Raw genomic sequence first — 18,354 nt, forward strand, 5'->3', positions numbered from 1 at the left:
CGACATGTACGACATGCCTGACGAAATCGACGTCACCGCCGACGGCCCGCTGCGCATCATCACGCTCAATCGGCCCGACGAGCTGAACGCCGTCAACGACAATCTCCATGTCGGACTGGCCAAGATCTGGGCGGCGCTGGGCGAGGATGCCTCCGCGCGGGCGGCGGTGATCACCGGTGCGGGCCGCGCGTTTTCGGCGGGCGGCGACTTCACCTACCTGGACGAGCTGCGCAACGACGAAGCGTTGCGGCAGAAGACGATCAAGCACGGTCGCGATCTGGTGATCGGCATGGTGCGTTGCCGCATCCCGGTGATCGCGGCCGTCAACGGCCCGGCGGTCGGGCTGGGCTGCAGCCTGGCCGCACTGTCCGACGTCGTCTACATGGCCGAGAGCGCGTTCTTCGCCGACCCGCACGTGTCCATCGGGCTGGTCGCCGCCGACGGCGGTCCGTTGGTATGGGGATCGCAAATCAGCCTGTTGCAGGCCAAGGAGTTCGCCCTGACCGGGGTGCGGATCAAGGCGCGGCGCGCGGTCGAACTCGGCCTGGCGAATCATGTTGTCGCCGATCCGGTCTCCGAGGCGATCGCCTGCGCAAAAAAGATGATCGAGCTCCCGCAGCAGGCGGTCGAGGCCACCAAGCGGCTGATGAACATCCAGCTGGAGAAGTCGGTGATGGCCTCGCTGGACTACGCCAACCTCGCCGAGTACGTGTCGTTCGGCACCGCCGATTTCAACAGGATCGTCGACGGATTGGTCGCCAAGAAGTAGCCACCGCGAGCAGACACAAACTCGGGCTGATCTCCTACAAATCGCCCGAGTTTGTGTCTGCTCGCGAAGAAAGGTGACCTACTTCGGCGGGAAGCGCAGCGCACCGTCCAGGCGGATGGTCTCACCGTTGAGGTAGTCGTTCTCGGCGATCGACAGCGCCAGCTGGCCGTATTCGACCGAGCGGCCCATCCGCTTGGGGAATGGCACCTGCGGGGCCCAGTACGCCTCCAGCTGGTCGGCGGCCTTGCCGTAGGCGGGGGTGTTGATGGTGCCCGGCGCGATCGCCATCACGCGGATACCCAGCGGTGAAAGATCGCGCGCGGCAACCAGAGTCATTGCCACGACACCGCCCTTGGCGGCCGAATAGGGCAGCTGACCGATCTGGCCTTCGTACGCGGCGATCGACGCGGTGTTGATGATCACCCCGCGCGCGCCGTTCTCGTCGGGCTCCTGGCGCGCCATCGCGGCCGCGACATGGCGCATCACATTGAAGACCGCGGTCAGGTAGAAGGTGATGGTCTTGGTGAACGCCTCCATCTCCATCGGAGCACCGTCCTTGCCGACCAGCCTGCCGCCGCCGGCCGGGCCGCCGTGGGTGTCCACCGAGATGCGCAGCGGCCCCAGCTCTTCGGCGGCGGCGATGGCGGCGAGCACGTCGTCGTCGTTGGTGACGTCGGTGCGGACGTAGGGGATGGCGAGTTCGGCGGCGAGTTCCTTGCCCTTGTCGTCGGCCAGGTCGGCGATAACAACCTTGACGCCGGCTGCGTGCAGTTTGCGCACGGTCGCCTCACCGAGGCCGCCTGCGCCCCCGAAGACGACGGCTGAACTTCCACTGATCTGCATAACGTTACCCTTCTTGCAACTGACACTCTCTACTTGAGAGAATAGTATTCTCATACCGGCCGGAAATGGTCAATCACGTAGGGACGTAGCGTTGCCCGTTATGGATGTCGCCGAGCTGATCAGCGCGGCCCGTGGCGGGAACATGCGCGCGGTCGGGCGGCTGCTGAGCCTGGTTGAGAGCGACCGCCGCGATGAGGTGCTCACCGCAATCGGCCGGTCCGTGGTTCCGGTGGTGGGCGTGACGGGCCCGCCGGGTGCGGGTAAGTCGACCACGATCGCCGTTCTTGTCGCGGCGTATCGCGAACGCGGACAACGGGTTGCGGTGCTGGCCGTGGATCCGTCGTCGCCCTACAGCGGGGGCGCCCTGCTGGGGGATCGGATCAGGATGGCGCAGCACATCAACGACCCCGATGTGCTGATCCGGTCGGTGGCCACCCGCGGCCACCTCGGCGGTCTGGCGGCGGCGGTGCCCGCCGCGATCCGATTGCTCGGTGCGCTCGGCTTCGACGTCGTCCTGCTGGAGAGCGTCGGGGTCGGGCAATCCGAGATCGAGATCGCCGCGGTCGCCGATCCGACGATCGTGATCCTCAATCCGGGTGCCGGCGACGCGGTCCAGGCTGCCAAGGCGGGCTTGCTCGAGGTCGCCGACCTGGTGGTGGTGAACAAGGCCGACCGGGACGGTGCTGCCCAGACGGTGCGCGATCTGAAATTCGAGACGCACGTGCCGGTGCTGACCCTGATCGCCGCCCGGGCCGAGGGAGTGGCCGAGCTCATCGAGGCGATCGAGGCCCACCGGCGGGCCGACACCGCGCAGCGCCGTGCCGCACGCGCCCGCGCGCAGGTGTTGTCACTGGCGCAGAGTCGACTGCATCGCCATCCGGATCTCGATGCGCTCGCACAGGCCGTCGCCGACGGGAGTCGTGATCCGTACAGTGCGGCGGAAGCCTTGATCGCGCAACCGGTTTCGCCTGCGGTCGAACCGTGATGCGGCTTACTTGCGGGCGAATCCCTGCGAGCAGAAGGTCCACACTTCGTCACCGCTGATCGGCGTGTGGATGTTCTGTTCGTCCTCGACCCCGCTGGACTGAGCGATGAACATGATGGTCTGCATCGTCATCGCGGCCAACCGGCGAGGGTTGGCGTCTTCCCTCAGCTCACCGGCGGCCGACGCCTCGTCCATCAACTCGGCGAACAATGCCACCAGCGGTGCGTGAGCGACCTTGACCTCATTGGGATGTGAGATCAGCAGCTGGGGGGCGAAGTCGGTGAACAATGGCCGGCGCGCGGTCGGATCCGGCCGGGACAGTTCGAACAGCAGAGTGACGGCCACCTTGAGCCGGTCCAGCGGATCGGTCTGTGCTGACGTCGCGGCCCGGATCTGATCGGCGGCCCGGCTCAGTGCATCCTCGAACAGGGCGAGCAGCAACTCGTGCTTACCGTCGAACTGCAGGTAGAAGCTCCGTAGCGACTGCCGGGACCGGTCGACGACTTCCTGCACGGTGAAGTCGGTGCTGCCCTTTTCGGTGATGATGGCCTGCGCGGCATCGAGGAATCGCTGCACGCGCTGCCCGGCGCGCACCTTGGCGGTCCGGATAGACCGCTCAACGGCGCGCTGCTTCCAGGCGGGCTCTTCGCTCGGGCTGTTCACTGCCGGGCTCGAGACGAGCGGATGCGGTTTCCGATGTTGCTCACGGTAAGAGAGTACTACTCTCAGCGACGAGAATTATGTTCTCAATTCAATACCGACCAAAATTTTTGTTCCGGCCAGTCTAACGGGTGACCAGCGCATTCTCCGCCATGGCGTACGTCACAGATTTCCGAGCCGCGGAGCGTGGCCTCGTGACCTGATCACCGACCCGGCTTCCCTGGTCAGATCGCGTGCCGAGCCGAGCAGCCCGTCGAGCATGAGTGTGCGCTTCACGTGCCGGTGCAGCTCGTGCTCGTCGGTGAACCCGATACCGCCGAGCACCTGCTGACAGTGCTTGGCCGCGGTCAATGCGGCCTGACCCGCAGCGGCTTTGCCCAACAGGCAGGCCAGATCCGTGCCGTCGCTCTGGGCCACCCGCAGGGTCGCTTCGGCGCCCTCGACGGCAACCAGCGTCTCGGCAAGCCGGTGCCGAACCGCCTGGAACGACCCGATCGGGCGGCCGAACTGGACCCGATCCACGGCATGCTGGCGCGCCAGCCGCAGCATCGCCCGGGCCGAACCGGTCAGCCACCAACCCAGCGCGAGGCGGCCCTTGGCCGCCGGCACCTCCGAGCCGGTGTCTGCGGTGCTGATCGGCAGTTCGGGATCCATCGCCGAACGCGCACCGTCGGTGCGCTCCCAGATCACCCAGCGGCCGCCGACGTACGGCAGGGCGATCGTGCCGCCCGGCTCGCGCCCCGCGGATGCGAGCACCACGTCGTTGATCACACCGGCATGCGTACCGGTCTCGCCCAGCAATCGGAACACCAACGCCGTTGCCTCAGAGGGGATCTCGGCGAGCATCTCCAGCCAGCCGAGGTCACGCAGAACGCCTTCGACATTGGGGGATCCGTCCGCGGCCGCGGCGCTCATCGACTTCTCGAGCGTGTCGGCCAGCATTCCCAGTTCGCCGTCGTCCACTCTCATTCCTTCCCGAGATCGAGAAGCCGGCGGGCGATGATGTTGCGCTGGATCTCCGCGGTGCCGCCGTAGATGGTGGCCGAGCGCGAGTAGAGGAACTCCGAACGCCAGGGCGTCTCGTCGAGTTCGAGTACCCCTGGCAAGACATCCCGTGCGGTGTCGTAGAGACGCTGTTCGGCACCGGCAAGCAACACCTTGTCGACCGAGGTCTCCGGCCCCAGCTTTGCCCCGTCGGCGAAGCGATGCTGGGTCGCGGCCGACCTACAGCGCACGGTGTGCAGTGCGAGGTAGGCCGCGCCGAGCTCGGCGTCACCGGCCTCGGTCTCGTCCGCGATCAGGCGGTCCAACCTGGTGAACAGGTAGGAGATTCGCTGCCAGAAACAGGTGGACCGCTCGAACGGCAACAGGTCGTTGGCCAGCCGCCACCCGTCGCCGGGATTACCGAGCATGCGACCGGCCGGCACCACCACGTCGTCGAAGTACACCTCACAGAATTCGTCGACGCCGTGCATGGTGTGCAGCGGACGCACCGTCACTCCGGGGGAGTCCATATCGACGAAGAACGCGGTGATGCCCTCGTGTTTGGGCGTCTCGGGCGAGCCGGTGCGGGTCAGCAGGATGCAGCGCTTGGAGAACTGCGCGAAGCTGGTCCACACCTTCTGGCCGTTGATCACCCACTCGTCGCCGCGCCGGGTGGCCTTGGTGCTCAGCGACGCCAGGTCACTGCCCGAGCCGGGCTCGGAGAAACCCTGACACCAGTGCTCATCGCCGCGCAGGTAGCGCGGCACCATCTCGGCGGCCAGCTCCGGTCGCGCGTACGAGATCATGGTCGGCACAAGGACTTCCATCATCGAGTACGGACCCGGCTCGGCGATGTTGCGACCGAGCACCTCCTCGGCGACGATCATCCGCATGATCACCGATCCGCCGAGGCCGCCCACGTCTTCGGGCCAGCCGTAGCGCATCCACCCGGCGTCATAGAGGGCCCGACGCACCCGGCTCATCTGGTCGATGTGGGCAGGCAGCGAATGGTCCGGGCCCGGGCTCAGGTCGTTCTCGTCGAGCCAGGCCCGCAGGTCGTTGCGGAATTCGTCGGCGGTCGTGCCCGATTCGGCCACCGTGGTCATCCGCCGGCCGGCCTGCCGATCGCGTGTGGACGGCCCGAATCGTGCACACCGGTGCGCCGGATGAACGTCATCGCGCGGGTGTTGAGCCGCCAGCCCTGCTCGGTCCGCAGGTAGGTGTCGCGGTAGTAGCCGATGCGCATGTCGTGCGCCGAATGCTCGATGAAGCACAGCGGTTGGGTGCCGGTGGCCTTGTCCCGGTCGTTCTCGTCGAATTCGATCAGTGACTCGCCGGTCATGAACAGGCCCTTTGGTGCGGCATCGACGAGCTCGGGAAACCGGCTGAGCGAATAGGTTTCGCCGAAGGCGCTGTAGGTGCCGTCTTGGGTGAAGACCTTGACCAGATTCTCGACGTCCAGCTGGGTGATGGTCACCGCGTAGCGGGCGAGCAGCTGCTGGATCTCGACAATGTCGTCAGTCCGCGGTGTTGACATAGACTTTCCCGCCTTTCATGACGAAGGTGACGTTCTGGGTGACCGTGATGTCGGACAACGGATCACCCGGTACGGCGATGATGTCGGCGAGCAGTCCTTCGGCGATCCGGCCGCGGTCGGTGACGTTGATCAGATCGGCACCGACGACGGTGGCCGCCCGCAGCACGGCGGCCGGCGGCATACCCCACTCCACCAGGGTGACGAGCTCATCGGCGTTCTTGCCGTGCGGGATCGCCGGCGCGTCGGTGCCGACGGCGATCTTCACACCGGCCTCGTAGGCGGCCTTGATCGACGTCTCCGCCTTCGGGAACATCTCGGCAGCCTTGTCCTGCAGCGCCTTCGGTGCATGTGAGACGTCCATCGCCTGGGCGAGCCTGCGGGTGGTCACCAGGAAGCGGTCATTGTCGACCAGCATCTGGATGGCCTCGTCGTCCATCAGGAAACCGTGCTCGATGCAGTCGATGCCGCACGCCACCGCATGCTTGACGGCCTCGGCGCCGTGCGTGTGCGCGGCCACCCGCAGCCCGCGCCGGTGTGCCTCGTCGACGATCGCCCGGAGCTCCTCGTCCGAATAGTGTTGTGCGCCGGCCTCACCGGTCAGCGACATCACGCCGCCGGACACGCACACCTTGATCAGCTGCGCGCCGTGCTTGATCTGATAGCGCACCGCCTTGCGGATCTCGTCCACACCGTTGGCGATGCCCTCCTCGACGGTCAGTTCGAGGGCGCCCGGCATGAAGGCGGCGAACATAGTCGGGTCCAAATGCCCACCGGTCGGAGTGATGGCGTGCCCGGCAGGCACGATCCGAGGGCCCTCGATCCAGCCCGCGTCGATCGCCTTGCCCAATGCGACGTCCAACAGATAGCCGCCGGTCTTCACGAACAGCCCGAGGTTGCGCACCGTGGTGAAACCCGCGCGCAGCGTGCGGCGGGCATTGCCGACCGCGCGCAGCACCCGGGTCGGCGGATCATCCTGGACCTGCGAGAGGCCCGGGTTCTCGCCCCGGCCGCCCATCAGGAGGTTGACCTCCATGTCCATCAAGCCCGGAAGGAGGATGGCGTCGCCCAAGTCGATGACATCGGAGCTCTCGTCGACTTCGCCTCCCACCGAGACGATCCGGTCGCCGTCGACCTTCACGATGGCGGGACGCACGATCTCGCCCGCGTCGACGTCGACGTACCCGGCTGCCTTCAGGGTCGTTGCGCGCGGCGATGAGCCGCTTGCGCGAAGAGCGGACAACCTAGACCACCGGCTCCTTGATCAGTTCGATATACGCGGCCCCACTGTCGAGCACGCGGGGCTGCTTCCACACCTCGATCGGAAAACTCACCTGCACGATCGACTGTCCTAGATGTACCAGAGCCTTGGCGTCCTCCGGCATGCCTTTGAGCGGAAAGCGCGCGTCGACATAGACCATGATGTCCTCAAGCCGCGCCATGCCGGCGTCGTAGAGCTCCTGCATCTCGGCCATCGTCGAGTTCAGCCGCTTCTGGTAGCGCTCCTCCTCGGTGGGCAGGCACCAGTCGCTGAAGCGCTCCAGGTCGGCGAATTCCGCTGGCAACTTAGACATTTGCGTTCTCCTTCGTCCGAGAAGCTGCGGCTGCCCCGTTCCCGTTGCCTGCGGCCAGTGATTCTTTGTAGCGGTCCACGTACTTGTGCGCGGTGTGGTGCAGGTGGCGCAACAGAATTTCCTGGTCGCAGAGCGGGAAATCCAGTACGGCGCGGGTGCCGATCTGGGTCTGGGTGGCTTCGAGGGTGTTGGCGTCCTGGAACGCGTATTCCTTGAACGTCACCGCGGCCAGTTCCTGGGAGAGTCGCTCGCGCAGGTTCTTCGGCGGCACGAAGTACAGATCGGCCTCGAAGATATGGGAGTCCACACCCGTCGGCCAGTAGTTGTAGGTCAGGTACCAGCCCGGCGCCCAGAACAGCAACGTGAAGTTCGGGAAGAACTCGAACGAGTCCTGGCCCCACGTCGCGTGCCGGCCAGGATTGATCGCGGGTGGCAGCTCGTCGGGCAGGATGCCCTTGATGTCGGGGCGGTCCCACGGGCCGAACAGACCGCTGTGCAAAATCCGCTCGATGGGCTTGACCATCTTCAGATCCTTCGGCGGACTCATGCCACCCCAGGACGAGATCATCGAGTGATCGCCCTTGATGTCGTAGTGCAGCGCCTCGAATCCGAACTTGGCGAGCTTCTCGGCTTCTTCCTTCTCCGCCTGCTTCATGTGCAGGATCGGCGCGTGGTAGAACTCGACGAAGGCGTCGATGAACAGCTTCCAGTTCGAGCCGACCGTCGCGCGATAGCTGTAGTGCTCGGTCATCTCGTGGAAGGGATAGCCCTTCAGGCCCTGGCCGAATTCGCCAAGGTATTCCTCGAGCGAGATCGCGTCGTCGTCGAAGTTGACGAAGATGAAGCCTTCCCACACTTCACAGCGCACCGGCTTGAGCGGGTAGTCGGCCTTGTCGACGTCGAAGAACTCCTGCTCTTGCTGGATGAAGGTGAGGTCGCCTTTCAACGAGTACCGCCAAGCGTGGTACTTGCAGACGAATTGCCGGCAGCTGCCCGAAACCTCTTCGCCGGGATAGTCATTCCACACCAGCTTGTTGCCGCGATGGCGGCACAGGTTGTAGAAGGCACGGACCTCGTCGCCGTCGTTGACGATGATGATCGACGTACCCGGGCCGACCGACGGCAGCTCGCGGGTGATGTAGTTGCCCTTCTTGGGCACCAGCTCCACGCGGCCCATCTGCAGCCAGGTCTTGCGGAAGATGGCCTGCTGCTCCAACTTCCAGTGCTCGGGATCGATCGAGTCCTCGTAGTTGACCGGACCCGTGCCGAGTTCTGGCCAGTTCTCGGTCCAACTGCCGACGTCCGGCTTCTTGAAAAATGCCACGTACTTACCTTTCGTTCTCGAGCTGTACGCCGAAAGTGTTGAACGCCATGGCCAACATGCCGTAGGCGCCGACGGTGAAGACGAAGTCCATGCGCTGACGCTCGGTGAGATGCTCGCCGAGGGCGGCCCAGGTTTCGTCGGTGAGATTGGATTTCTCCTCGAGCTCGTCGGTGGCCGCCACGACCAGCCGGTCGAGCTCGTCATCGGCGCGCGCGTTGCGGATCGCCTCGACGTCGTCGTCGGTCAGCCCTTCCGCCTTGGCCATCGCGACGTGATGCTCCCATTCGTAGGTGCAGTCCCGGCGATGCGCCACCCGCAGCACCGCGACCTCACGCAGCCGCGCCGGCAGCGTAGAGCGGAACAGCAGATAGACGTTGAAGCCGAGGTACGCCTTGGTCAGGTCGGGGTGGCGAACGAGCGTCGACAGCGCGGTTCCGGCGCCCTCGGGGTTCTGCCGGTCGCGCGGCAGCATGCCCTTGAGCGCGCGCTGGACCTCGTCGTCCCACTGCTCCGCAGGTAGCGGTGTCAGCCGCATCGGTAACCCCCTCTCGCGTTGGAGAATCGCATTCTCATATCCGAATAACAGGTTTCCATGAACTTGTCGGAAGGTCAATCCCCGCGCCTGAGCAGGGCGGAAAAACCGACGTCGACCAGGCGCGTCGGAAGGTCAGCCTACGGGTCGCATGCACCGGTAAGCCGATTACCGGATGTTGATTCTCGCGGAATGAGAAGCTAGTTTTCATTGGAGAGGTCAGCGACGGAAGGAGCCGGTATGCGCAAAGAGGACATGATCCTGATCAGCGTCGACGACCACATCGTGGAACCACCCGACATGTTCGCCAACCATCTGCCGAAGAAATATGCCGACGACGCTCCCCGGTTGGTGCACAACCCCGACGGCTCCGACATGTGGCGGTTCCGCGACATCACGATCCCCAACGTCGCGCTCAATGCGGTGGCGGGGCGGCCCAAAGAGGAGTACGGCCTGGAGCCGCAGGGTCTCGATGAGATCCGGCCTGGCTGCTACAACGTCGACGAGCGGGTCAAGGACATGAACGCCGGCGGCATCCTGGGCTCGATGTGTTTCCCGTCGTTCCCGGGGTTCGCCGGCCGACTGTTCGCCACCGAGGATGCCGAATTCTCGCTGGCGTTGGTGCAGGCCTACAACGACTGGCATGTCGAGGAATGGTGCGGGGCGTATCCGGCGCGGTTCATCCCGATGACGTTGCCGGTCATCTGGGACCCGGTTGCCTGTGCGGCCGAGATCCGCCGTAACGCCGCGCGCGGTGTGCACTCGTTGACGTTCACCGAAAACCCCGCGGCGATGGGCTATCCCAGTTTCCACGACTTCGACCACTGGAAGCCGATGTGGGACGCCCTGGTCGACACCGACACCGTGCTCAACGTGCACATCGGCTCCTCGGGACGGCTCGCAATCACCGCCCCCGACGCACCGATGGACGTGATGATCACCCTGCAGCCGATGAACATCGTGCAGGCCGCCGCGGACCTGTTGTGGTCACGGCCGGTCAAGGAGTACCCCGACCTCAAGATCGCCCTGAGCGAGGGCGGCACCGGCTGGATCCCCTACTTCCTCGAACGCGCCGACCGCACCTACGAGATGCACTCGACCTGGACCGGACAGGACTTCAAGGGCAAGAAGCCCTCGGAGGTGTTCCGCGATCACTTCCTGACCTGCTTCATCTCCGACCACGTCGGAGTGCAACTGCGCAACGATGTCGGCATCGACAACATCTGCTGGGAAGCCGACTACCCGCACTCTGACTCGATGTGGCCCGGCGCGCCTGAACAACTCGACGACGTCCTGCGCGAATACGACGTGCCCGACGACGAGATCAACAAGATGACCTACCAGAACGCCATGCGCTGGTACCACTGGGATCCGTTCACGCATATCTCCAAGGAGCAGGCCACCATCGGCGCCCTGCGCAAGGCCGCCGAAGGTCACGACGTCTCCATCCAGGCGCTGTCGAAGAAGGAGAAAACCGGCGCCAACTTCGCCGACTTCGCGGCGAATGCCAAAGAACTGTCCGGTAATACGGACTGACACGGTCCGCGGGCGATAGGGCGCCGGTGTGCAGAGCGGAAAGTCACACCGGCGCGTTCGCCTGCGCGCCGATATTTGAGTAGAGGAGTGCGCGTGTCATCAGGGATGAACTTCGAGCTGACCGAAGATCAGGAACTGATCCGGAAGTCGGTGCGTGAGTTGGCTTCACGCTTCGACGACGACTACTGGATGGAGAAGGATCAGGCGCACGAATTCCCCCAGGAATTCTACGACGCGATCGCTGGTGGCGGCTGGCTTGGAATGACGATTCCTGAGGAATACGGCGGTCACGGGCTCGGCATCACCGAGGCGACCATCCTGGCCGAGGAGGTCGCCCGCGCCGGCGGTGGCATGAACGCCGCGAGCTCCATCCACATGTCGATCTTCGGGATGCAGCCGGTGGTGGTCTTCGGCTCTGACGAGATGAAGGCGGCGACCTTGCCGCGAATCGTGAACGGCGACCTGCATGTATGCTTCGGTGTCACCGAACCCGGTGCGGGACTGGATACTTCGCGTATCACGACGTTCGCCAAGCGCGACGGTGACCACTACCTGGTCAACGGCCGCAAGGTGTGGATTTCCAAGGCGCTGGAGTCGGAGAAGATCCTGCTGCTGACCCGGACCACCCCGCGTGACCAGGCGGCGAAGCCGACCGACGGGCTGTCGCTGTTCCTCACCGATATCGATCGCGATCATGTCGACATCCGGCCCATCAGAAAAATGGGGCGCAACGCCGTCAGCTCGAACGAGGTGTTCATCGACGATCTGCGGGTTCCGGTCTCCGACCGCATCGGCGAGGAGGGCAAGGGGTTCTCCTACATCCTGCACGGGCTGAACCCGGAGCGGATGCTGATCGCCGCCGAGGCGCTGGGCATCGGCCGGGTGGCCCTGGACCGGGCGGTGAAGTACGCCAACGAGCGAGTGGTGTTCGATCGCCCGATCGGGATGAACCAGGGCATTCAGTTCCCGTTGGCGGATTCGCTGGCCCGCCTTGACGCCGCCGAGCTGATCCTGCGCAAGGCCACCTGGCTGTACGACAACGGGAAGTCGTGCGGCCGGGAAGCCAACATGGCCAAGTACCTGTGCGCGGACGCCGGGTTCGCGGCGGCCGACCGTGCGCTGCAGACCCACGGCGGCATGGGCTATTCGGAGGAATACCACATCTCCCGCTTCTTCCGGGAGTCGCGCTTGATGAAGATCGCGCCCGTCAGTCAGGAGATGATCCTGAACTTCCTCGGCGCCAACGTGCTCGGGCTGCCCAAGAGCTACTAGTGGCCGACCGTATGGTGATCTGATGACTTCTGCGCAAGAACCGGCAGCCCCGCTGGCCGGTGTCACTGTCGTGGCGTTGGAGCAGGCGGTGGCGGCACCGATGTGTACCCGCGTCCTCGCCGACTTCGGTGCCCGGGTGATCAAGGTGGAGAACCCGGCCGGCGGGGATTTCGCCAGGCACTACGACGATGTCGTCAACGGCCCCGGGGGGCTTGCGGCTCACTTCGTCTGGGCCAACCGCAACAAGGAATCGATTGCGCTCGACCTGAAAACGGCCGAGGGCCTGGAGATCCTGCACCGGTTGCTCGACCGCGCCGACGCGTTGGTGTCCAATCTCGCACCGGGATCCACCGCCCGGCTCGGCATCTCACCCGACCAGCTGCGTGATCGCCACCCCGATGTGATCGCCGTCGAGATCGACGGCTACGGGGCCGGCGGGCCGCTGTCGAACAAGCGGGCCTATGACCTGCTTGCACAGTCGGAGTCCGGATCGTGCGCGGTCACCGGCTATCCGGGTATGCCGGCCAAGCCCGGACCGCCGATCGCCGACATCTCCACCGGGCTGTACTCGGCGTTGTCGATCATGGCTCTGCTGATCTCGCGAAACAGCCGGGAGCGCCGGGGCTCAGCCGTCACCGTGAGCCTGTTCGACACGATGATGGATCTGATGGGGTATCCGCTGACCTATGCCCAGCACTCCGGCATCGACCAGGAGCCGCTGGGGATGAATTCCCCGGCGGTCGCGCCGTACGGCTCCTTCGATACCGCCGACGATCAGACGGTGGTGCTGGGCACCACCAACGACAAGGAATGGCAACGGTTGGCACGCGAGATCATCGACCGGCCCGGCCTGGCCGACGACCCGCGCTACGCCAGCAATTCCGATCGTTGTGCCCACCGCGACGAGCTCAACGCGGCGATCCAAACCTGGTGTGCGCAGCACGATCTCGCGCACATCCAGAAGACGGCCGACGCGGCGGGCATCGGCAACGCCCGCTACAATCTGCCCAGCGAGGTGCTCGCGCACCCGCAATTGTCCGAACGCGACCGCTGGCGGACAGTAGAGACCACCGCCGGTCCGATCCAGGCCATCCTGCCGCCGCCGATCATCGAGGACTACGAACAGCCGATGGGCCCGGTACCCGGTCTCGGCGAGCACACTGATGCATTGCTGGCCGAATTGGGCCTGTCGGACAACGACATCGGCAGACTGCGTGGGCAGGGTGCCGTCGCATGAACAATCGTCAGAACCAAGGAGAAGCCATGCGGGAAACGGTGATCGTCGAGGCGGTCCGCACCCCGGTCGGTAAGCGAAACGGCGGGCTGTCCGGTATGCACGCCGCCGACCTGTCGGGATTGGTGCTGACTGCGCTCGCCGAGCGCACCGGCCTGGACCCGGCGACGGTCGATGACGTGGTGTGGGGCTGCGTGTCCCAGGTCGGTGACCAGTCCAGCAATATTGGCCGGTTCTCGGTGCTGGCCGCCGGCTGGCCGGAATCCATTCCCGGCACGACGGTCAACCGCGCCTGCGGATCCAGCCAGCAGGCACTGGATTTCGCTGCGCAGGCAGTGATGTCGGGCCAGCAGGACGTGGTGGTCGCCGGCGGTGTCGAAGTGATGAGCCGTGTTCCGCTCGGCTCGGCCCGGGCCACCGGCATGCCGTATGGCCCCAAGGTGCTCGAGCGTTATGACGACTTCTCGTTCAACCAAGGCATTTCCGCGGAGATGATCGCCGAGAAGTGGGGACTGTCCCGTACCGACCTCGACGAATTCTCGGCGCGCAGCCACGAACTGGCCGCTGCGGCACAGGATCGCGGCGCGTTCGACGATCAGATCGTCCCGGTGGCCACCGACGCCGGTGTGGTGACCGCGGACGAGGGCATCCGCCGCGGGACCACAGTCGAGAAGCTGGCCGGGCTCAAGCCTGCGTTCACCGAAGACGGCGTCATCCACGCAGGCAACTCGTCGCAGATCTCGGACGGCGCGGCCGCGCTGCTGGTCACCACCGCCGAATATGCTGCCGCACAGGGCTGGACGCCGCTGGCACGGTATGTCGCGGGGGCAGTTGCCGGCGCGAACCCGGTGATGATGCTGACCGGTCCGATTCCCGCGACGGAGAAGGTGCTGGGCAAAACCGGTCTGGGCATCGACGACATCGGGGTGTTTGAGGTCAACGAGGCATTCGCGCCGGTGCCGCTGGCGTGGCAGGCCGATACCGGCGCCAAGGCCGAGCGGCTCAACCCCCTCGGTGGGGCGATCGCGCTGGGCCACCCGTTGGGCGGCTCTGGCGCGGTGCTGATGACGCGCATGCTCTACCACATGCGCGACAACGGAATTCGCTATGGACTGCAGACGATGTGTGAGGGCGGCGGCACCGCCAACGCGACCGTCGTCGAGCTGATCGGCTGAGGGGCTTGATGCGTCGCGACCTGTTCACCGCCGACCACGAAGCGTTTCGCGAGCTCGCTCGGGACTTCATCGAGAAAGAGGTGGTGCCCGCCTATCCGCAGTGGGAGAAGGCGGGCCGGATGCCACGCGAGACGTTCGCGAAGCTCGGGGAGACCGGGATCATGGGCGTCACGCTGCCCGAGGAGTACGGCGGCGGCGGTCAGGACGACTACCGCTACAACGTTGTCCTGCAGGAAGAAGCCGCCCGCGCACTGGTCACCTTGTCGACGGTCCGCACCCAGCTCGAGGTGATCCTGCCGTATTTCCTGCACTACGCGAACGATGAACAGCGAGCCCGCTGGTTTCCCGGGCTCGCGGCCGGGACGCTGCTCACCGCGGTCGCGATGACCGAGCCGGGCACCGGGTCGGACCTGGCCGGGGTGCGCACGACGGCGGTGCGAGATGGTGACCACTACATCGTCAACGGCGCAAAGACTTTCATCACCGGCGGCATGCAAGCCGATCTGGTGGTCGTGGTGGCCCGCACCTCCACCGACCCGGACAACCGTCGCGCCGGGCTGACGCTGTTGGTCGTCGAGGACGGGATGGCGGGATTCACCCGCGGGCGCGAACTGGAGAAGATGGGCTGCAAGGTGCAGGACACCGCGGAGTTGTCGTTCGTCGACGTCCGGGTCCCTGCGGCCAACGTGCTGGGGGAGGAGGGGCAGGCCTTCAGCTACCTCGGGCACAACCTCGCGCAGGAACGGCTCACCGTCGCGGTGGGCTCGGTCGCCCAAGCCCGTTCGGCGATCGCGGCGGCGATCGAATACACGCAGAGCCGCAAGGCTTTCGGCACCCCCGTCGCGTCGTTTCAGAACACCAAGTTCGAGCTGGCCGCCTGCTCGACGGAGGTGGAGGCGGCCCAGGCCATGCTCGACCGGGCGGTGAGCCTGCACGTCGAAGGCGAGCTCAGTGGCGCCGATGCCGCCCGGGTGAAGCTGTTCTGCACGGAGATGCAGCAGCGGGTGATCGACCGCTGCCTGCAGCTGTTCGGCGGGTACGGCTACATGATGGAGTATCCGATCGCGCGGCTTTACACCGATGCGCGAGTGGCCCGGATCTACGCCGGGACCAGTGAGGTGATGAAGGTGATCATCGCCAAGTCGTTGGGGCTGTAGCTGCTCGGCGAGATCGACTTGATGGCTGTTGTTCGGCCCGATTCACAACCCTGACGTCGATGTCGGGGCAAGCGGTTCGCTTACCCGAAACATTTTCCGCTGAGACCCTTGTCACACTCGCCCAAACCAACCTACTGTGTGTTCACTAGGTTGGTCTGGCGGAAGGAGTGCGGTGACGACGACGACTCGCCCGTACGCCACCCTTCTCGCCAAAGGGGAGGACCGCAAGCAGCGCATTCTCGACGTCGCGCAGCGGCTGCTGGCCCGCAACGGCTGGCGCAACACCACCCTCGCGCAGATCGCCAAGGAGGCCGGTGTCACCGCCGCGGGGCTGCTGCACCACTTCGAGTCCAAGGAGCAGCTGCTGCACGCGGTGCTCGACGCGCGCGATGCCGACGACAGCGAGCATGCCGACTACCTGACCGGCGACCTGGTCGAGGGCATCGCCAATGCCGCCGACCGGTTCGACCGGTCACCCCAGCTCGTCGGCACCTTCGCGGTGCTGATGGTGGAGAACATCGCCCCCGACGCCCCGCTGCACGATCGGCTGGTGGATCGCTACCGGCAGGCGGTCGAGATCATCGCCGACCGGATCCGCAGCGGTCAGGCCGAGGGCCGATATCGATCAGACGTGAACCCGGCTCGGAAGGCCGTGGAAATCCTGGCATTTGTGAACGGAATGGAGACCTCATGGCTACTCGACCCGTCGATACCGCTGATCGATGTGTTCCGGGAGTACTCCAGGTCGCTGGCGAGCCAGCTGATGGCGCCCGCCGGATCATGAGATACCGGCTCGACATCGTCGCCCCCAGCGTCGCTGAGGCGGTGCGGCACGCCGGTGGCTGGATCTTCGACCGCGTGATGGCGGGCTGGGATGTCAACGTCCTGCTCGCGCAACCGGGCGACACCCGCCCCCTGACGATCCTGGGCGCCCAAACCTCCGACTTCGAATCGATGATTGCGGCCGGCGACGATCAGCCGCACCCGCAGGCGCTGGCGGTGGCCGCCGATCTCCTCGATGCCGATGCTCGGGTCCGCGAGGGTGTGCTGCGCGCACTGGATTACGGCATGACCGAGGTGGCGTTGTGGGGCGATGCGCAGTCGAGTGATCTCGACCGGGACATCGACTCCGTCGAGCACCGCCTGAGCTCGGCGGCGCGGGTGTTCAAAGCACAGGCACTGGCGGCCGCCGACGTCGACGACGTATCAGTCGCGGCGACCGAGACCTTCCGAAGCGGCGCGATGAGCTGCCCGCCGATCGGCGCCGACCTCGTCCCGGCCGGCTGACCCAGGACGGAAACCTACTCCGTGATGGAGATGGCCTGCCGGGGGCACTGACGCACCGCGTCGCGAACCTGCGCCTCGTTCTCCGGGGTCACCTCGTCGGACAGGACGTGCAGGTAATCCTGGTCGTCGACCTGGAACACCTCCGGGATGATGCCCATACAGATCGCATTGGCCTCACACAGGCCGAAGTCCACTTCGATCTTCATCGCAGCACCTTCACCGGTACGTGGGAGAAGCCCGCCACGTTCTGCATCTGAACCCGGCGCAACCCATCCCACTGGACTTCGTAGCGGGGCATGAAGTCGAGCAACTTCTCCAGCGCGAGTGCGCTTTCCATGCGCGCCAGCGCGGCGCCGAGACAGCTGTGGATGCCGTAACCCAGGCCGAGGTTCTGCGCCTCGGTGCGGTCGCGGTCGATGTCGAAGGCGTCGGCGTCGGTGAACGCGTGCGAGTCCCGGTTGGCCGATGCCAGCAGGAGGAATACCGGCTTGCCTGCCGGGATCTTCCCGCTGGGCACTTCGGTGTCCTTGAGGGTGTACCGGACGTTGTACTGCACGGGCCCCTCGTAGCGCAGCAGTTCCTCCACGGCCGCGGGAATCTTGTTCCGGTCGTCGAGCAACTTGCGCCACTGGTCGGGGAAGCGGGCGAAGTTCACCGCGGCGGTCCCCATCAGCTTGGTCACGGTCTCGGCGCCCGCGCCGCCGAGAAGTGTTGCGAACCCACAGATTTCGATGTCATCGAGCCTGCGCATGTTGCCGTCGTCATCGGGGATCTCGGCGGCGATCAGGCGGCTGATCATGTCGTCCTGCGGGTTCTCTCGCCGTTCCTGCACCAGGCCGTAGTAGTACATCGCGGTCTCGATGTTGGCCTGCATGCCGGCCTCACTGGTCCCGATCTGCCCCGGTTCACGGGACAGGCTGGTGTCGATCCAGTGCCGAACCTGCTGCCGGTACTCCTCGGGCACGCCGGCCATCCGGGTGATGACCTCCACCGGGAACGGCCCGGAGAAATCCTGGACCACATCGAAGTTGTCCGGGTCGGCCGCGGCCAGATACTTGTCCACCAATTCGATGACCACGTCACGCTGCGACTGCACCGCCCTGGGGGTGAATGCCTTGTTCAGCAGACTGCGCATGTGCCGGTGCTCGGGCGGGTCCATGAAGATGATCGACTTCTGCGGCGGCTCGTCCGCCTTCACCATGGCCAGATCGCAGCCGCGGGTCGACGAGAAGCTCTCGTGATCCTTCAGCGCCGCCGCGACATCCTCGTGCCGGGAGATGGCGTAGAAGTCCTCGCCTACGTCGTAATACAGCGGGGCCTCGGCTCGCATGCGCGCGTAGATGTCGAACGGGTTGTTGAAGTACTCCTGCGAGAACGGATCGAAGACGAGTTCAGCCTGAGTCATTACGTTCTCCTCCGAGGCGAGAGCTGGGCTATAAGCGTTACGGAAGGTTGGTTGAGTGTAACGCTAACAGTGGGGTCGGCGGG

The 18,354-nt window shown here is 65.5% G+C and carries 20 protein-coding genes; 9 read left to right on the top strand and 11 right to left on the bottom strand.

Annotated features, from left to right (window positions below; translation table 11 throughout):
- Nucleotides 1–4 precede the first annotated feature (4 nt).
- The gene (locus tag BST42_RS24965) at nt 5–769 is read left to right on the top strand and encodes an enoyl-CoA hydratase/isomerase family protein (protein WP_083122056.1); all 765 of its coding nucleotides are present in this window, start codon (nt 5–7) and stop codon (nt 767–769) included.
- Nucleotides 770–847: 78 nt separating this feature from the next.
- On the opposite strand, the gene BST42_RS24970 is transcribed toward BST42_RS24965, so the two are convergent.
- Nucleotides 848–1,612 carry an SDR family NAD(P)-dependent oxidoreductase gene (locus BST42_RS24970; RefSeq protein WP_083122058.1) on the bottom strand — a complete coding sequence of 255 codons (765 nt, stop codon included), beginning with the start codon at nt 1,610–1,612 and terminating at the stop codon, nt 848–850.
- A 100-nt stretch (nt 1,613–1,712) separates the two neighbouring features.
- Between BST42_RS24970 and meaB the strand changes: the two genes are divergently transcribed.
- Nucleotides 1,713–2,597, top strand: a complete 885-nt coding sequence (meaB, locus tag BST42_RS24975) for a methylmalonyl Co-A mutase-associated GTPase MeaB (RefSeq protein ID WP_207569572.1) — start codon at nt 1,713–1,715, stop codon at nt 2,595–2,597.
- A gap of 6 nt (nt 2,598–2,603) precedes the next feature.
- On the opposite strand, the gene BST42_RS24980 is transcribed toward meaB, so the two are convergent.
- From BST42_RS24980 to BST42_RS25015, 8 genes are all read right to left on the bottom strand, one after another.
- Nucleotides 2,604–3,260: a TetR/AcrR family transcriptional regulator gene (locus BST42_RS24980; RefSeq protein WP_083122062.1), complete on the bottom strand. Its 657-nt coding sequence runs from the start codon at nt 3,258–3,260 to the stop codon at nt 2,604–2,606.
- A gap of 159 nt (nt 3,261–3,419) precedes the next feature.
- Nucleotides 3,420–4,226 carry an acyl-CoA dehydrogenase family protein gene (locus BST42_RS24985; RefSeq protein WP_083122064.1) on the bottom strand — a complete coding sequence of 269 codons (807 nt, stop codon included), beginning with the start codon at nt 4,224–4,226 and terminating at the stop codon, nt 3,420–3,422.
- Nucleotides 4,223–5,347 carry an acyl-CoA dehydrogenase family protein gene (locus BST42_RS24990; RefSeq protein ID WP_083122066.1) on the bottom strand — a complete coding sequence of 375 codons (1,125 nt, stop codon included), beginning with the start codon at nt 5,345–5,347 and terminating at the stop codon, nt 4,223–4,225. The genes BST42_RS24985 and BST42_RS24990 overlap by 4 nt, the downstream gene beginning before the upstream one ends.
- A complete protein-coding gene (locus tag BST42_RS24995; RefSeq protein WP_083122068.1) occupies nt 5,344–5,778 on the bottom strand; it encodes a nuclear transport factor 2 family protein in 435 nt (144 codons plus the stop codon). The genes BST42_RS24990 and BST42_RS24995 overlap by 4 nt, the downstream gene beginning before the upstream one ends.
- On the bottom strand, nt 5,759–7,018 hold the full coding sequence (locus BST42_RS25000) for a metal-dependent hydrolase family protein (protein WP_083122071.1): 1,260 nt from the start codon (nt 7,016–7,018) through the stop codon (nt 5,759–5,761). Before BST42_RS25000 ends, BST42_RS24995 begins: the two co-directional genes overlap by 20 nt.
- A gap of 1 nt (nt 7,019) precedes the next feature.
- Nucleotides 7,020–7,349, bottom strand: a complete 330-nt coding sequence (locus tag BST42_RS25005) for a hypothetical protein (RefSeq protein WP_083122073.1) — start codon at nt 7,347–7,349, stop codon at nt 7,020–7,022.
- Nucleotides 7,342–8,673, bottom strand: a complete 1,332-nt coding sequence (locus tag BST42_RS25010; protein WP_083122075.1) for an aromatic ring-hydroxylating oxygenase subunit alpha — start codon at nt 8,671–8,673, stop codon at nt 7,342–7,344. The genes BST42_RS25005 and BST42_RS25010 overlap by 8 nt, the downstream gene beginning before the upstream one ends.
- A gap of 4 nt (nt 8,674–8,677) precedes the next feature.
- Nucleotides 8,678–9,208 (bottom strand): carboxymuconolactone decarboxylase family protein, encoded by a 531-nt coding sequence (locus BST42_RS25015; protein ID WP_083122079.1) that lies wholly within the window; start codon nt 9,206–9,208, stop codon nt 8,678–8,680.
- 237 nt (nt 9,209–9,445) lie between these two features.
- Here BST42_RS25015 and BST42_RS25020 point away from each other — a divergent pair, with 237 nt between their 5' ends.
- The 7 genes from BST42_RS25020 to BST42_RS25050 all read left to right on the top strand — a co-directional run bounded on the left by BST42_RS25020 (nt 9,446) and on the right by BST42_RS25050 (nt 16,866).
- Nucleotides 9,446–10,741: an amidohydrolase family protein gene (locus tag BST42_RS25020; protein WP_083122083.1), complete on the top strand. Its 1,296-nt coding sequence runs from the start codon at nt 9,446–9,448 to the stop codon at nt 10,739–10,741.
- A 105-nt stretch (nt 10,742–10,846) separates the two neighbouring features.
- Nucleotides 10,847–12,013 carry an acyl-CoA dehydrogenase family protein gene (locus BST42_RS25025; RefSeq protein WP_083122086.1) on the top strand — a complete coding sequence of 389 codons (1,167 nt, stop codon included), beginning with the start codon at nt 10,847–10,849 and terminating at the stop codon, nt 12,011–12,013.
- A 22-nt stretch (nt 12,014–12,035) separates the two neighbouring features.
- Nucleotides 12,036–13,250, top strand: a complete 1,215-nt coding sequence (locus BST42_RS25030) for a CaiB/BaiF CoA transferase family protein (RefSeq protein ID WP_083122088.1) — start codon at nt 12,036–12,038, stop codon at nt 13,248–13,250.
- A gap of 26 nt (nt 13,251–13,276) precedes the next feature.
- A complete protein-coding gene (locus BST42_RS25035) occupies nt 13,277–14,422 on the top strand; it encodes a thiolase family protein (RefSeq protein WP_083122172.1) in 1,146 nt (381 codons plus the stop codon).
- 8 nt (nt 14,423–14,430) lie between these two features.
- Nucleotides 14,431–15,579 carry an acyl-CoA dehydrogenase family protein gene (locus BST42_RS25040; protein WP_083122092.1) on the top strand — a complete coding sequence of 383 codons (1,149 nt, stop codon included), beginning with the start codon at nt 14,431–14,433 and terminating at the stop codon, nt 15,577–15,579.
- Nucleotides 15,580–15,751: 172 nt separating this feature from the next.
- Nucleotides 15,752–16,363 (top strand): TetR/AcrR family transcriptional regulator, encoded by a 612-nt coding sequence (locus BST42_RS25045; protein WP_083122095.1) that lies wholly within the window; start codon nt 15,752–15,754, stop codon nt 16,361–16,363.
- Nucleotides 16,360–16,866, top strand: a complete 507-nt coding sequence (locus tag BST42_RS25050; RefSeq protein WP_083122099.1) for a hypothetical protein — start codon at nt 16,360–16,362, stop codon at nt 16,864–16,866. The genes BST42_RS25045 and BST42_RS25050 overlap by 4 nt, the downstream gene beginning before the upstream one ends.
- Before the next feature lie 14 nt (nt 16,867–16,880).
- On the opposite strand, the gene BST42_RS25055 is transcribed toward BST42_RS25050, so the two are convergent.
- Together BST42_RS25055 and BST42_RS25060 are read right to left on the bottom strand one after the other, a co-directional pair.
- Nucleotides 16,881–17,072: a ferredoxin gene (locus tag BST42_RS25055; RefSeq protein ID WP_083122102.1), complete on the bottom strand. Its 192-nt coding sequence runs from the start codon at nt 17,070–17,072 to the stop codon at nt 16,881–16,883.
- Nucleotides 17,069–18,271 carry a cytochrome P450 gene (locus BST42_RS25060; protein ID WP_083122105.1) on the bottom strand — a complete coding sequence of 401 codons (1,203 nt, stop codon included), beginning with the start codon at nt 18,269–18,271 and terminating at the stop codon, nt 17,069–17,071. The genes BST42_RS25055 and BST42_RS25060 overlap by 4 nt, the downstream gene beginning before the upstream one ends.
- Nucleotides 18,272–18,354: the final 83 nt, after the last annotated feature.

Source organism: Mycolicibacterium rhodesiae, from assembly GCF_002086695.1.
In the GTDB taxonomy this organism is placed as follows: domain Bacteria; phylum Actinomycetota; class Actinomycetes; order Mycobacteriales; family Mycobacteriaceae; genus Mycobacterium; species Mycobacterium rhodesiae.